This window comes from uncultured Chryseobacterium sp. (genome assembly GCF_913776365.1).
Taxonomy (GTDB): Bacteria; Bacteroidota; Bacteroidia; order Flavobacteriales; family Weeksellaceae; genus Chryseobacterium.
In genome coordinates this window covers 1-16213 of sequence record NZ_CAJYMO010000150.1, presented here as the reverse complement: position 1 = coordinate 16213, position 16213 = coordinate 1, and the positions used below count along the sequence as shown (strand labels likewise).

At 45.6% G+C, this 16213-nt stretch carries 11 protein-coding genes; 6 read left to right on the top strand and 5 right to left on the bottom strand.

The annotated features are described in order from the left end of the window. The 5 genes from QZ735_RS07585 to QZ735_RS07565 all read right to left on the bottom strand — a co-directional run. Nucleotides 1-375: DUF4861 family protein (locus QZ735_RS07585; protein WP_294246397.1), on the bottom strand; the 375-nt coding region annotated here is incomplete at its 3' end. A gap of 36 nt (nt 376-411) precedes the next feature. Next, on the bottom strand, nt 412-1824 hold the full coding sequence (locus QZ735_RS07580) for a pectate lyase (RefSeq protein ID WP_294246395.1): 1413 nt from the start codon (nt 1822-1824) through the stop codon (nt 412-414). 223 nt (nt 1825-2047) lie between these two features. Then, nucleotides 2048-3070, bottom strand: a complete 1023-nt coding sequence (locus tag QZ735_RS07575; protein ID WP_294246392.1) for a pectinesterase family protein — start codon at nt 3068-3070, stop codon at nt 2048-2050. An 80-nt stretch (nt 3071-3150) separates the two neighbouring features. After that, complete coding sequence (locus tag QZ735_RS07570; protein ID WP_294246389.1) at nt 3151-4974, bottom strand: RagB/SusD family nutrient uptake outer membrane protein; 1824 nt, start codon at nt 4972-4974, stop codon at nt 3151-3153. A gap of 10 nt (nt 4975-4984) precedes the next feature. Further along, a complete protein-coding gene (locus tag QZ735_RS07565) occupies nt 4985-7999 on the bottom strand; it encodes a TonB-dependent receptor (RefSeq protein WP_294246386.1) in 3015 nt (1004 codons plus the stop codon). An 872-nt stretch (nt 8000-8871) separates the two neighbouring features. Between QZ735_RS07565 and kduI the strand changes: the two genes are divergently transcribed. From kduI to QZ735_RS07535, 6 genes are all read left to right on the top strand, one after another. Then, nucleotides 8872-9708 carry a 5-dehydro-4-deoxy-D-glucuronate isomerase gene (gene kduI / locus QZ735_RS07560; protein ID WP_294246383.1) on the top strand — a complete coding sequence of 279 codons (837 nt, stop codon included), beginning with the start codon at nt 8872-8874 and terminating at the stop codon, nt 9706-9708. 9 nt (nt 9709-9717) lie between these two features. After that, nucleotides 9718-10500 (top strand): gluconate 5-dehydrogenase, encoded by a 783-nt coding sequence (locus QZ735_RS07555; RefSeq protein ID WP_294246380.1) that lies wholly within the window; start codon nt 9718-9720, stop codon nt 10498-10500. A gap of 16 nt (nt 10501-10516) precedes the next feature. Continuing rightward, nucleotides 10517-11914: a glucuronate isomerase gene (gene uxaC, locus QZ735_RS07550; protein ID WP_294246377.1), complete on the top strand. Its 1398-nt coding sequence runs from the start codon at nt 10517-10519 to the stop codon at nt 11912-11914. 218 nt (nt 11915-12132) lie between these two features. Then, nucleotides 12133-13137 (top strand): sugar kinase, encoded by a 1005-nt coding sequence (locus tag QZ735_RS07545; RefSeq protein WP_294246375.1) that lies wholly within the window; start codon nt 12133-12135, stop codon nt 13135-13137. Nucleotides 13138-13506: 369 nt separating this feature from the next. Continuing rightward, entirely contained in the window at nt 13507-14166 is a 660-nt protein-coding gene (locus QZ735_RS07540) for a bifunctional 4-hydroxy-2-oxoglutarate aldolase/2-dehydro-3-deoxy-phosphogluconate aldolase (protein ID WP_294246372.1), read from the top strand. Between the two features lie 473 nt (nt 14167-14639). Next, on the top strand, nt 14640-16166 hold the full coding sequence (locus QZ735_RS07535; RefSeq protein ID WP_294246369.1) for an MFS transporter: 1527 nt from the start codon (nt 14640-14642) through the stop codon (nt 16164-16166). The last annotated feature ends 47 nt before the right edge of the window (nt 16167-16213 follow it).

Genomic DNA, 16213 nt, shown 5'->3' with positions numbered 1-16213 from the left:
CTGGCCGACCTCAGGTAAAACCAGGGTGTTTACTTTTTTCCCGAAAATATCGGTAGCGTTTCTCCAGTCCAGGTACAGCCGGTAGCCGATCCTGTTGTTTTCCAGTCCGATTCCTTCGTAACGGATGTAGGTAGAGTGGTCGGTATGGGATTCCGGGAGGGCAAGTTCCTGAATATTCTTAAACGTTCCGCCGACGTATTTATCGCCTTCCCATGTTCCGCCTTCCTTTACCGAAAGCTCGGCATAAGAAAACGGAGCCTTCGGGTTCTTCCTTATATCTTCGATGACAGAGGTTTGTGCCGCAAATAGATTGGCGCTCAGTAAAACCCCGGTACAGATCATTTTACATACATTCCGCTTCATATCGTTTTTCATTGGATCGCTTATTAAAAGTTTCATCATGATGTCTACTTACTGCCGGTTGGTTATTTCTTCAACAAGTCCGTTGAAATAGACTTCGATGTTGTCGTAATTCTTATCAAGGCCTCGTCCGTTGGCGTCAGGTTTCCTGGGATCCAGCCTGTTTCTGGTTTCCCAGACATCCGGCATTCCATCATGGTCGGAATCGGTGAGCGGGCTTCCCTTTTTCAGTTCCGGGAATCCGCCGGCGTCCTGTTGGGAATCGATGATTCCATTGGTACTTCCGTTTGAGCCTTTGTGCGTATAGTTTCCGTTCTTTACATCTTTCAGTACATGAAGGTCTGCTGCGTCTCTTACCAGGCTTGCCCCGCCGATCTGCAGGATCTTCTGATAAGCCTGTTCCGGAGAATCTGTATGAACATTGTCCCGGATATCGTGCGGCCGGTTTATCCGGATTGAGTTTTTATCACCTTCCGTTACATTATAGGAAGGCTTCATCTGCGCAAACACACCTTGTGTCCAGTTGTCTTCCGTGACCTGCGGATTTCCTTCCACCTTGTTTCCGCTGATGTAATATTTTCCCCACTGATTATAAACTTCGGCTTCCGGATTTTCATTTTTATCCACAGCGATAATCCGTTGTTTTGTTTTAGTAGCCGGGCCCGGTTTGTAATAATTGCTGACTATATTTACATTCATGCCTTCCCCTCCATACAGACTGTTGTGGCCCCAATTGTAGATCACATTGTTCCTGAAATCGGTGAGATCGGTGAGGGCAAACCTGCTTCCTGCATATTCTCCCAATCTTGGATTCCTGCTGTCGTGATGCGCATACAGATTATGATGGAAAGAAGCGTATTTTCCTCCTGCAATCCCGCCGTAGCCATGACTTCCTTTCTGATGTACCGAATTCCTGAGACTCTCTGAAACGATGCACCACTGCAATGTTGTATTTTCGTTGGCGTATATGGAAACGGTTTCATCGGTGGACCAGCTCATCGAGCAGTGATCAACCATCAGGTTTCTGGTGAAGCGTGCGCCCAGGGCATCACCTTCATGTTTTTTCAGATCGCCCATCCTGAATCTCAGGTACCGGATGATGACGTTATCCGCAGCGATAAAAGTCTCGTAATTGGCAATCGTAATGCCGTCGCCCGGAGCAGTCTGTCCGGCGATTGTCACGTTGCCTTCCTTTATTTTCAGCGGTGACTCCAGGTAGATGGTTCCGCCGGTTGTAAATACAATGTATCTCGGGCCTTTCTGGTCCAGGGCATGCCTCAATGTTCCTTCCGAGCCGTCATCTGATAATGTGGTCACCCTGTAAACCTTTCCGCCGCGTCCTCCGGAGGTGTATTTGCCAAACCCTTCCGCACCCGGAAAACCCGGAACCTGCTGTGCAGCCACTGCATTGGAAATGCTGTAGAGAAATGCGGCTGTTACAAGTGAGGTAAGGTTTTTATTCATGACAGAAAAATGCTTAGATAAGATTGATCTTTTATAGGGTTTAAAATTATTTTAAATAAACGTTTCCAGATCATTTGAGGACTGAAGTTAATGATATCGTAGGTATTATACTATTAAGGCTATTACCATAACGTAAGTTTAACTTTAAAATCAAATTAATTAACTGAATTTCAATTTATTGTATTTAATAAAACGTATTGTGTCTCGTATGTTATCAAATTTCTTATTTTAGATTTTGCTTAAAGTTCCAGCTGTCCTTTCCTTTCAGGATATTTTCAGCAGTGTATTTTTTTCTTTCCGATCCGTTCAGCTGATGCGACCACGGTACCCGTTTTGACACATCGGCTCCTTCGCCCTGCGAATTCATTTCAGCATAAAAGGCCGTCTTCTCAGCATCCGGCTTGCTCCAGTTGTGCCAGCCTTCCGGTTTTATGGCCGCGTTTATGTGGCAATCGACAAAAACCGTCTTGGCGAAGGGCCTCCAGGGCCGGCCCAGGTAAACCGAGCCTGCTTCTGCATCCCCGGTAATTTCAGAATGGATGAACACAAAGCCGAACCCGTTTTCCTGCGGAGTAGAAGCAGCCGTTACGTAGCTTGCCGTTCTTTTTGAAAAGATGGTGCAGTTCTCGAAAACGGCAGTCCCGGCCCCGAAAATATAATCGGTGGTACCTTCAATATAGCAGTTTTTAAAATAATTTCTTGAAGGCCGGGTCTTGTCCGGTGAATCCTGGACGCCTTTCAGATAGAGGGTATCCTGGTTTCCCAGGAACCTGCAGTTTCCGAAACTCATCCGGTCTCCTGCAGTAAGTACGGCTACAGCCTGCCCGACACGCCCCGAACTGTTCTCGAAGGAAATGTTCTTTGCCGTAAAATCATCTGAGTAAATAAAAACGGTGGCAGAGTTGGTGGTCCCGATGTCTTTACCTTCCGCGTTTTTTTTCGACGCAAAATCATCATAGGTGATGACGGTCCTTTCCGGATTTTCACCTTCCAGCACGATAGGGCCTTTGTCTGCAGGAATGGTAATTTTTTCTTTGTAAATCCCGGCGCTGATCAGAATTTTCGTCTTCCCGGAAGTATGGTTCCCAACGGCATCGATGGCCTGCTGTACGGTCTTGAAATTGCCTTTTCCGTCTTTTGAAACCAAGATCGTCCTGTCATGGGTCTTAAAAGAAAGAAGGCTCAGCAATACAACGGAAACTATGCAAAGGTGCGGTAAATTATTGAAGAGGGCAGAAGTTTTCATTGAAGAAGTTTAGATAAAATACAGACTCCTCTTTTGAAGAGAAAGTCTGTATTTCTGATATGAATGTAAATATAAGTGTACTAATAGCCGTAGTCCTGGGTAAGCTTGTAATTGGCATTGATGACATCCAGCGAGATCGGCAACAATTCCTTTCTGTTCGGCTGGAAATAATAAGCGTAGCTTTTTACCGGATCGCCGCTGATGTAAGGCTGTGTCATAGCCAGTCTCCAGTTCACTTTCGTATAGCCGGATGGGGTGGCAACACTTTGGTTCGGGCTGTAGAAAATATCGGTTTTGGCAACGCCTGCTGCAGTGTAGAAATCAATATCCGTAACGTTCTGCTGGGCTGTTTTGTCCTTGCCGTATGCTACTTTTTTGTAGAATATGTATTCCGGAACATTGGCATAAGCACCGGTACCGTTCATAAACTGGGTAAGCTTGGTTCTGGTCTCATTGATTTTGTTTTCCAGCAGGTTCCATCGGATCAGGTCATATTTCCTGAGCCCTTCACCACCAAATTCCAGTTGTCTTTCCTTTACGATATAGTTAAAGAATCCTGCCTTGTCTGTAGGGATTGTTCCTACCTGGGCCAGGTTTCCTGCATAAGCCCGCTGCCGTACGGACATTACGGCATTCACCGCTTCCGCAGACGGGCCGTTATGCAGTTCGTTATCCGCTTCGGCAAACATCAGCAGGATATCGGCATATCGCAGCAAAGGCCAGTCGATCCCTAAGTTCTGGGAAGTTCCCGTAACCGATGTCCAGGATTTCCTGAACTTTCCGTCATTCCAGTTGATGGAAGTCTGAAGTTCTTCCTGTTTTGAAGTGTTGACCCTGAAAATGGCAATGTTGACGTCCCTTCTCAGGTCATATTTGGTGAATTCATAAAAATAGACAGGAATGGCATTGATCCCGCCGGAGGATTTCCAGTCGGTATCATCATGCCTCAACCCGTTGTAGTAGCCGATCTTGCTGTCGGTCCTGGAGTTTCCTCCGAAGGCGCCGATGGCATAAATGACTTCATTGGAAGTATCCTGCGTATTGGTATGCAGCGACCTGAACATCCCTTCATAGCTCGGGTTCAGCTGGTGCTGTCCGGAATTGATGATGTCTTTGCATTCGTCGTAAGCGATCTGGTAGTATTTCTGCGGATTGGAGCCCTGCATCATCATCTGCGGGCTTCTTCTCAGTGAATATCCGGCTCTTGCAAGGGCTATTCTGGCTCGCAGTCCTTTAACGGCAGCCTTGGAAATTCTCTGTGCCGTCGTCCCGCCTTCTGTTCTCCAGGGAACGAGGCTTTCCGCTTTCAGGAGATCATCAAGGATCTTATCGTAAATCACATCGCGGTCGGTTTTGGCAAGGTACAGATCCGGCAGGTCGGCCGAAGGAACGTCCTGAAAAGGTACATCGCCCCAGTTCTTGATCAGGTCATGGTAAAAATGCGCTCTCAGGGTCAGGGCTTCGCCCAGATACCGGTCCATTAATATTTTATCCGCGGCAGTACCGGTCTGGTAAACCGGGGAAAGCGGAATATTCTTAATGACAAGATTGGCTCTTTCGATTCCGGCATAGGTATCCAGGAACGGCTTGTTCAGTTCTGTATTAGTAGGAATGGCGCCGAAGCAGCTGACGCCCCTTCTGTCATTGGCGTTGTAGTCGCCTGATGTCCTCAGGTCGTCGCCAGACTGGGATAGGATCAGGTTCATCCGCTGTCCGTACGTATTGTCGCCCATCGTCGCATTATAGACGCCTACCAGCGCCGAAAAAGTATCTGAAACTGAATCGAACTGCTGTTTTTCAGCCGTATTCGATAGGCTTTCCACATCCAGATAATCATCACAGGACACCGTTGAGAAAAGGCCTGCAACAGAGAATAGTATCGCTAAAAATTTATTTTTTTTCATGAGAGTAGGTTTAAAAGGTGATATCGACTCCGGATAAAATGAATCTGCTTCGCGGGTAGGCAGCATAATCCACGCCCGGGGTCAGCGGGTTTCTTCTGGTGTTTGCTTCCGGATCATATCCTGAATATCCGGTAATGGTAAACACATTGTTCATGGTAAAATACAGCCTGAAGTTGGACAGCCCCAGCTGTTTGGTGAAATCTTTTCCGAGGGAGTACCCGATCGTCAGGTTATTCAGCCTGAGGAAAGACCCGTCTTCAATGGCATAGGAATGCAGGAAGTAGGCTCCGGCAGGCGGCGTCCACATCGTGGTATTGGCGTTCAGCGCTGCAAGGGCCGTCGGATCGTTTACCTTTTCTCCGGCATCATTGAACCATCTCCAGCGGTCAGCAACTTCTGCCAGCATATTGTTGTCCCTGTACAGGTACTGGGTGGAATATTCGATCTTGTTGGCGTTGTATACTTTGTTGCCTACGGAGAAGTTGAACAGGACGCTCATATCCCAGTTCTTGTAACGGAATGTCTGGTTGAATCCTCCGTAGAATTTAGGCTGTGCATTCCCCAGGTCGGTCATGTCCCTCATATCAATAACGCCGTCACCGTTCAGGTCCTGAAGTTTCAGGTCTCCCGGCTGTATGGCTTTGGCTCCGTTGGCTGCTGCAGCGGCATTCGGTACGCCTGCTTTCAGTGTATATACCTGTGTGGCGGCATTATAATCGAAGTCGCTGATTTCATATCTTCCGGCGGTCACATATCCCCAGTAGGTTCCTACCGGCTTGCCCACCTGTACCAGGAAGTCATTCAGGCTGTTCTGCCATCCCGATGGGTAGGTATAGGAAAATGCACTCTGCGACATACTGTTTCCAAGGCTTTTGATGACATTCCTGTTGGATGAGATGTTGGCATCAACCTTCCAGGTAAAGTTTTCTTTATTGATAATGGCAGTTCCCACGGAAAATTCAATTCCTTTATTGGTGGTGCTTCCTGAATTCTGATACTGGTATTCATATCCCCTGTCTTTCGGGATCTGGGCCAGGAGCAGCAGGTCTTTGGTGTCGGTCTGGTAGATATCCAGGCTTCCGTACACCTTGCTTTTGAAGAATCCGAAGTCCAGCCCGAAATTGGTAGAGGCAGCCGATTCCCATTTCACGTTTTTATTCGCCATGATGTTCCCGGTAGTGGCTCCGGGGGTGACATTGGTCCCGAAAGCATATCCGTAATCGGAGGAGGTGGTATAGAACGTATCATACAGGAAAGCGCCGATCCGGTTGTTCCCGGATAATCCGTAACCCGCCCGCAATTTTAATTCGCTTACAATCCTGCTGTCTTTCAGGAATTCCTCTTCATCAATTTTCCATGCCACGGAAGCGGCAGGGAAGTAGCCCCAGCGGTTTCCGGGACCGAATACACTGGATCCGTCGGCCCGCATGGAGGCCGTCAGGATATATTTGTTTCTGAAGATATAATTGGCCCTTCCGAAAAATGACACCAGACGGTCCGGCTGTAACAGGGTCCTCGGGATATCCTGCACCTGTCCCGGAGGAGGGGACGCCGCCTGTATATTGGCAAAGGCCTCTTCGGCACTGATGGATTTCGGGAACCATTTGATGTTCATTGTCAGGGTCTCGCCGTCGGTCTTTACGATTTCCTGGCCTGCCAGTAAATCCAGCTTATGGTTTCCGAAAGTTTTCCGGTAGTTCAGGGTATTGGTATTGGTGATCCTTCTGGACTGCCCCTTACTCAGAAAGACTACCGGCTGGTCATTATTCTGCCTGGCCACACTGGTAATAGGGCCTGAGAACTGATTGATGAACTCGTCCCGCTGCACATAACCGATAACACTCCTGAAAGTAAGGTCTTTGAATATCTTATACTCCAGTGTCCCGTTCAGGAGAAGGTCGTTCCTGCCGTTTTCCCTGATTTCGTTGTTGGCCAGCAGCACAGGGTTGACAAGGTTGGTCTCATTGGCAAACAGAGGATCAAAATTATCCACATTTACGGTAGATCCGCCTTCGAACGGCTGGTAGCGAACGGCATTCCGCAGCCGGTTGGTGCTTTGTGATCCGGTGGAAGAAGTTCCTGCTCCGAAAATCGTCTGGCGGCTGTAACGGGCGTTCAAAGTCATGCTCACTTTCTTGGAAAGTTCATAATCATATTTAAAGTTGGCCATATTCCGTTTGAAACCGGAACCGATCATGATGCCATCTTCCTGTATGTTGTTCAGCGACAGGGAGAAAGACGAATTGTCCGATCCCCCGGTTACCGAAAGGTTATGGGTAAAGTTGAAAGCTTCTCTTCCGAAGACTTCATCCTGCCAGTCCCTTTTTTTAATGTTTCTGTACTTTTTAAGATCTTCGAAAGTACCGTATCTGTTCGTGAATATGTCCTTATCGCTCTGTACACCGCCCTTATAGTACTGTTCATACTGATACAGGACATATTGGTACGGGTCCAGCACATCGATGGTGTTCTGGATCTTTCTTACACCTAAAAATCCGTTGTAATTAATGGAAGTCTTTGCTCTTTTCCGGCCTCCTTTGGTCGTGATCAGGACTACGCCGTTGGCTCCTCTGGCACCGTAGATGCTGGTGGACGAAGCATCTTTTAAAACTTCAATTGACTGAATCTCTTTGGGCGAAAGGATGGACAGTGCATTATCCATCTGGACACCGTCTACAATATAGAGCGGAGCATTGCTGCCGGTAATGGAGTTTCCTCCTCTGATCACGATATCCACATCGGCTCCCGGAGCTCCTTCACTCAGTGAAACCTGCACTCCGGCCATTCTTCCCTGGATGGCTTCCGCAGCGTTGGTGGAGGGCATATCCTTGATCGCATCAGCTTTTACTGATGATACTGCATTGGTAACATCCTTTTTGGAAACCCTGGTGTAGCCTACCAATACCACCTCATCGATATTGGTTTCTTTTTCTTTTTTGGTCTCCTTTTCCTGGGCCATGGCAAGAACGGGAAGCAGAAAGAAAGTTAAATATAACCACTTTACGGATTGTACTTTTTTATCCATTATGTATCCTTATAGTTTTAATTTTTGTTGAAAGTTTTTTCAGTCTTTGTCTTTTTAGTGGATTTCAGAAGTATTCTACTGGTCTTTCAGTGGCAAAATAGGATGAAATAAGTACGCATTCCGGAGTGCAATCGATTGCGTAAAATTTCACTACCTATATCTTGGCTCCTAAACTAATATTATTTTTCAATATGCAAAGAAAAAAATATTATTTTTTCATTAATTTAAGTCTTCTAATCGGCAATATGCACTCAGATACTGCCGGATTTAAATATTTAAGATATTGATATATAGAATTTTAATATACTTTTGTCTTTTACTGTTCCGGAAGAGGATTTTCAAACAGGTGATGTCCGGGAAAGGCAGAAAAGCTTAAAAAATTCTTAAAAAAACCAGGTTTACAAACGTCCGGAATTCCCGAAATTAATCATCAAAAGGAAAAATTCTGCCTGATTCCTGATTTTTGTCATCTTTTTTGAACAGGAGTATTGTATAATTTTCAACCTGCTAATTTTTATCTCACCTGAGTGCTGTATACCCAACCATAAGGCAGTATTTTTACCGATTTGTGGGTAATGTGATGAATAATCTGTTTATCACAGACATCTCCGGAAAGAACACCGACCCGTACTTTTGGTGAATGGAAGGAGTCATTTTTTACTAATTTATATCGTGTTAATTTGTCGTTTTACATTTTATATTGCTGTTGTTCAGTTGTTTATAAATTTAAATTAAATTATTGTTAACGATTTGGATAATAATTCTATATTTAACCCAAGAGTATTTCTACAGAATTTCAGTGTAATTTATGCAATCGATTACACAATGTTTAACAGGGTTGATTGAAACCGCAAAAAAGAAAATATAAAAGTATGGTAAAGTCAGAATTCCGTTATGCCCACCATCCGGAAGATGTAAAAAAATATACCACTGAAGACCTGAGAAGGGAATTCCTGATCGATGATCTGTTTACTGAAGACCAGGTTAAGGTAACCTATTCCATGTATGACAGAATGATCGTCGGAGGAGCCATGCCTGTAAAAGGTGCCCTGCAGCTTGAACCGACAGATGATCTGAAAGCACCGTATTTCCTGGACCGAAGAGAACTGGGAATCATCAATGTAGGAGCTGCCGGTAAAGTTACCGTGGATGGCGAAGTTTTCGAACTGAATCATAAGGAAGCGCTGTACATCGGAAAAGGTGCAAAAGAAGTGCTCTTTGAAAACGGATCTGAAGGACAGACGCTTTTTTACTTCAATTCGGCACCGGCCCATCATACGTATCCGACAAAGAAGATTACGAAAAATGAAGCCGAAGTTGTAGAATTGGGCGAAACCAGGTATGCCAACAGGCGTACCATCAATAAACTGATTGTCAATAGTGTACTGGAAACCTGCCAGCTGCAGATGGGAATGACTGAGCTGCACGAAGGAAGCGTATGGAACACCATGCCTTCCCATACCCATACGAGAAGAATGGAAGCTTATTTCTATTTCGATCTGGAAGAAGGCCAGGCCGTAAGCCATTTTTTAGGCCAGCCCCACGAAACCCGGCATGTCTTCATGAAAAACAATGAGGCGGTACTCTCTCCGGAATGGTCCATCCATTCGGGGGTAGGAACCTCCCATTACACTTTCATCTGGGGAATGGCCGGGGAAAATATGGACTACGGTGATATGGACGCCGTTAAAACAAACGAACTAAAGTAATTTTTTTACATGAATTTATTCGATTTATCCGGAAAGGTGGCCGTTATTACAGGCGGAACCCACGGATTGGGAATGGCAATGGCAGAAGGTCTTGCCGCTGCAGGAGCCGAACTGGCAATTACCAGCACAACGCCGTCAAAATTAGAGGAAGCACTGGAATATTATCATTCCAAAGGGTACCGGGCGACCGGGTATATTTTTGATGTAACCGATGAGCGGGAAGCCGCACAGAAAGTAGCCCTTATGGAAGCTGCCCATGGCAAAATAGACATCCTGGTGAACAACGCAGGAATCATCAAAAGAATTCCTGCCATCGATATGGAGATTGAAGACTTCAGGAAAGTGATCGATGTTGACCTTACCGGTCCTTTCATCATGTCTAAACTGGTAGGAAAATATATGATTAAAAGAAGATCCGGAAAGATCATTAACATCTGCTCCATGATGAGCGAGCTGGGCCGCGATAACGTGGTGGCCTATGCTTCTGCCAAAGGCGGACTGAAAATGCTGACTAAAAACCTGGCTACCGAGTGGGCAAAACACAACATCCAGGTGAACGGTATAGGCCCCGGTTATTTTGCCACTTCCCAGACCGCACCGATCCGGGTAGACGGAAACCCTTTCAATGAATTCATCATCAGCAGGACACCGGAAGGAAGATGGGGAAACCCGGAAGACCTTGCCGGCACCGCGATTTTTCTGGCTTCGGATGCCAGCCGGTTCATCAACGGACAGATTATCTATGTTGACGGCGGAATACTGGCTACCATAGGGAAACCAGCTAATGAATAACACTACAACCTTACCAATGAAATCCTTTATCACCGATACTTTTTTATTACAGAATACCTATGCTGAAGAGCTGTACTTCAACTATGCTGAAAAACAGCCGATCATTGATTACCATAACCATCTCATTCCAAAGGATATCGCTGAAGATACTGTTTTCGGCAACATTTCAAAGGTCTGGATTGCCGGCGACCATTATAAATGGAGGGCCATGCGTACCCTGGGTGTCAATGAACAGCTCATTACCGGGGATGCTTCAGACAAAGAGAAATTCGAGGCCTGGGCGAAAACCGTTCCCTACACCTTACGGAATCCGTTGTACCACTGGACGCACCTGGAACTGAAAAGGTATTTCGGGATTGATGCGCTGCTGGACGGGAACAATGCGTCGGAAATCTATGAGAACATCAGCGCCCAGCTTCAGACACCTGAAAAATCCACCAGGGGCCTGCTGGAAATGATGAACGTGGAATCGCTCTGTACTACGGAAGACCCTACAGATACCCTGAATTACCACCAGGATCTGGCAAAAAGCAGCTGGAAAGTAAAGGTGAGCACAGCCTTCCGTCCGGATAAAGCCATCCTGATCGAAAACCATAATTTTGCCGATTATATCGCCAGACTTGGTGAATCGGCCGGCATTGAAATCAATTCTTACCAGGCACTTTGTGATGCCTTGTTAAAAAGGGTTGAATATTTCCATGCGAACGGCTGCAGGCTGTGCGACCACGGGCTGAACAATATCTCTTTTGAAGAAGCTACTGAAGCTGAAGTGAATACCATCTTTGAAGATAAGCTGGCCGGCAAGGTGATTGCTGAAAAACAGGTCAACCAGTTCAAGACAGCGATCCTGCTGTTTTTAGGCGAAACCTATCACCAGTTCGGATGGGTACAGCAGTTCCACCTGGGAGCCCTCCGGAACAACAATGAAAGGATGCACCGGATCTTAGGTCCTGATACGGGCTGGGATTCCATCGGCGACTTTGTGCAGGCAGAAACCTTATCAAAATTATTAAATACACTGGACGGCAAAGATAAATTAACCAAGACCATCCTGTATAACCTGAATCCTGCCGACAATGAGATTTTTGCGACCATGATCGGGAATTTTAATGACGGCAGCATCAGAGGAAAGGTACAGTTCGGCTCCGGATGGTGGTTCCTTGACCAGAAAGACGGCATGATCAAGCAGATGAATGCTCTCTCCAACATGGGACTGATCAGCTGTTTCGTGGGTATGCTCACGGATTCCAGGAGCTTCCTCTCTTTTCCGAGACACGAATATTTCAGGAGGGTCTTATGCAACCTTTTTGGTGAGGAAATCAAAAAAGGCGAGCTGCCGGACGATATGGAGCATATCGGGAAGATTATTTCCGATATCTGTTACCATAACGCCAAAAATTATTTTGATTTTTAAATACATAAAATAATGCGCACAGACCGGCAGATTTCACAGATTCTTTTTTAATCCGGGCCATTTGCTTTGCCGAAGAATCGCTTACCTGAAATCTCTGGCTTAAAGATCTTTGTGATCTTAGCAGAGCAGAACGCCTTTACGATCTTAAAAACGGTAAGCAGTGACAAAATATTTGCGGGCTTTGCGTTAAAAAGCAACCGCCAGACAACTTAAAAGTTATGAACAAAATACTTACTTTCGGAGAAATCATCATGCGGCTTTCCCCACCCGGCAACCGGACGATGAAACAGAGCCACGAAATGGAATTTTTCTTCGGCGGCACTGAGCTTAATGTGGCTGCTTCCTTGGCAACCATGGGTTGTGAGGTAAAGCATGTCAGCTGTGTTTCCGATGATTTTGTAGGGGAATCGGCACTGGCTTTCGTAAAAAGCTTCGGGATCGATACGTCTTACATTACCCGAAATGAACATCCTTTAGGACTGTATTTCCTGGAAGCAGGCTCTTCAGTCCGTGCAGGCCGGATCGCCTACAACCGGCTGAACGGTTCTTTTGCAAATATGGAAACCGGGAAAACCGATTGGCAGAAAGCATTGGAAGGCTGTACTTATTTCCACTGGACGGGCATCAGCCCGGGTATATCGGAGACGGCATATAAGAGCCTGAAAGAAGGTTTGCAGATGGCCCGTAACATGGGAATCGAGGTAACTGCTGATCCGGCATACCGTTCCAATCTGTGGAAATACGGTAGGAACGGAAATGAAGTGTTGAAAGAACTGGTAGGTTATTCTACCATTTTCATTGGCGGTGTAAATGAGATCAACGAGATTCTGGGAACCGGGTTTTCACAGGATAAAGAAGGTTTTCTTAAAGCCTGCCAAGAATTAAAACAGCAGGTTCCTTCCGTTCACAAGATCTTCGACAAGATCAGAATCGGGGTGACGGCGAGTTCCCAGCAGACACAGGGCAGGGCCCTGGTTAACGGAAATTATTTGGAAACCGGCCTTCTGGAAGTGAATCCTGTTGTCGACCGGATCGGGACCGGTGATGCTTTCGCCGCAGGCCTGATCTACGGATTGCAGCATTTTGATGATGAAAAAGCACTTCATTTTGCCAATGCCGCCTGTGCAATAAAGCACACCATTCCCGGGGATATCAGTTACAGCAGTGCAGAAGACATCCTTGAAGTAATGGCCGGCAATTCCGGCGGAAGAATAAAAAGGTAGCGGATGGCTTCTGGCAGTTAGCTTCTGGCTTCTGGTAATCTGCAATAAGTCTCTATCAGATAGTATGGTTAACTTGCCTTTAATCGACTTTCTTGAACAAAGAGAGTTATAAAAGGCTTCGCAGTCTATTGTAAGCAGAGCGGCGTTGTGAACCTTACAACAGTTAGTAGTAAAAAAACGCTGCAGGCTCTGTGTTCAAGAAACTTTTGACCATTTTAAAGTCTCGACGGCTTTTTAAAGGATAGGATGCAATTCTGTCAGACACATATTTAAGAACAGTTAATCGTTAAAGAAATCTTCGCGGCCTTTGTATTACAAAGAACCGATGTTTAAAAAGAGTGAGCTTAACACCATAAAATAAGATGTAAAATGACAAAAATACAGACCGTTACCAGTGCCATCATCAATCAGGGAATTCTTCCGCTGTATTACAATGCTGATGAAATCGTAACATTAGAAATACTCAGAGCGCTGTATCGCGCCGGGATCCGTGCGGTGGAATACACCAGCCGTGGTGAAGCCGCTGCAAGCAATTTCACCAGCATGGTAGAAACCCGCAATTCGGAAATGCCGGACCTTCTGCTGGGAATCGGAACCATAAAAAACCTGCAGCAGGCCGAAACCTATCACCGCATCGGCGCTGATTTTTTCATCAGCCCGGGTTTTGTACCGAAGGTCGCTGAATTTTTAGTTGCTAACGATCTGCTGTACAGTCCGGGATGCATGACGCCTACGGAGATCATCGGCGCTGAAAAGGCAGGCGTGACTTTCATCAAATTATTCCCGGGGAATGCATTGGGTACCGGATTTATGAGTGCCATCAGGGATGTATTTCCGGATCTGAGATTTATGCCGACCGGCGGAGTGGATACGACAAAAGAAAGTATCGAAAGCTGGTTCAATGTCGGCGTATCGGCTGTCGGAATGGGCAGCAAGCTGATAAGCAAAGACCTGATGCAGGCAAAAGATTACGAAACGATTGAAAAAGAAACCCGGAAAGTCCTGGAAATTATTAAGAGTTTAAAATAATATGAATTTGAACAAAAGATAATTATAATATCAATAGAAATGGGCTTTAGCCCATTTACCGGAGATTATTAAGAGTTTAAAATAATATGAATTTGAACAAAAGATAATTATAATATCAATAGCAATGGACTTTAGCCCATTTACCGAAGATTATTCAGAGTTTAAGATATATGAATTTGAACTAAAGATAATTATAATATCAATAGGAATGGGCTTTAGCCCATTTACCGGAGATTATTCAGAGTTTAAAATAATATGAATTTGAACAAAAGATAATTATAATATCAATATAAATGGGCTTTAGCCCATTTACTGGAAATTATTAAGAGTTTAAAATAATATGAATTTGAACAAAAGATAATTATAATATCAATAGAAATGGGCTTTAGCCCATTTGCCTGAGATAAACCTTTGCGTTTGGCGTTAAAAAACCAACAGTAAAAATAAAAACAAACTACATTCTAAAATAAAGCATGAGTTCAGTTACCTCTTTAAAACCCAGTAATTTCAGATGGACCATCTGTGTATTGCTGTTTATTGCTACTACGATCAATTACCTGGACCGCCAGGTATTATCCCTGACCTGGAAAGATTTCATAGCCCCGGAATTTCACTGGAACAACAACGATTACGGAAACATCACGGCCCTGTTTTCTATTTTCTATGCCGTGGGGATGCTGTTTGCCGGAAAATTTGTCGATTGGATGGATACCAAAAAAGGGTTTCTATGGGCCATCGGGATCTGGTCGGTGGGAGCCGTTCTCCATGCCTTTTGCGGGATTGCGACTTCCGGCATCCTTACCGGAAACTGGCTGGCCGGTTTCCACGGTTCCAAAGAACTGATTGCTAAAGTGGCCGATACTTCAGTCATCATCAGCACCAGTGTCACTTTGTTTATCTTTGCAAGGTTTGTTCTGGCCATCGGGGAAGCGGGGAATTTTCCGGCAGCTATTAAGACAACGGCAGAATATTTCCCTAAAAAAGACCGGGCCTTTTCTACCAGCATCTGGAATGCGGGGGCTACTGTAGGAGCCCTGGCTGCGCCTGTCACCATTCCTTTTATTGCAAAAGCAATGGGGTGGGAGTGGGCATTCATTATTATCGGTGCCCTGGGTTTTCTCTGGATGGGGCTTTGGGTATTTTATTACAAAAAACCGCATGAACATCATAAAGTAAACGAACACGAACTTACGTACATCAACCAGGATCAGCAGGAAACCGCAGCCGGTGAGACCGCTGTCCCGGAGCGGAAATTCTCATACAGGGAATGCTTCAGCCACCGGCAGACCTGGGCATTTGCCTTCGGGAAATTCATGACGGATGGCGTATGGTGGTTTTTCCTGTTCTGGACGCCGGCTTACCTGAGCTCTGTCTACCGGATGGATTCCACCCAAAGTGCATTTCCGTTGTTCGTATTGTATATGATCACCTTATTTTCAATTATCGGAGGCTGGCTTCCCAAATACTTTGTAGAGAAAAAAGGAATGAATGCGTATTCAGGAAGGATGAAAGCAATGCTGATCTTTGCCTTTTTCCCTTTACTGGCTTTACTGGCACAGCCACTTGGCTCTGTCACCTATTGGATTCCGGTGCTCATCATCGGAATTGCCGGAGCGGCACACCAGGCCTGGTCGGCAAACATCTTTTCCACGGTGGGCGATATGTTTCCTAAAAAAGCCATTGCCACCATCACCGGCATCGGGGGAATGGCAGGCGGAATAGGTTCTTTTATCATCAACAAATCTTCGGGCGTATTATTCGATCATGCCCATAAAGCATGGACAACCGTAGACGGAGCGCCGCTGCTGGAAAAATACCCGCAGTACACCAACGAAAGATTGCCGGAAGGCTTTTTTGAACAGCTGGAAAAGTCAGGAGCTGTAGTGGTGGACGGAATCGACAAAGGCTATATGATTATTTTCTCGATCTGTGCCGTAGCTTACCTTATCGCATGGGCCGTCATGAAGACGCTGGTTCCGAAATATAAAGAGATTAAATAAATAAACAAATTAGAACCAGACCTTCAGGGTTTCAAAAACCTTGAAGG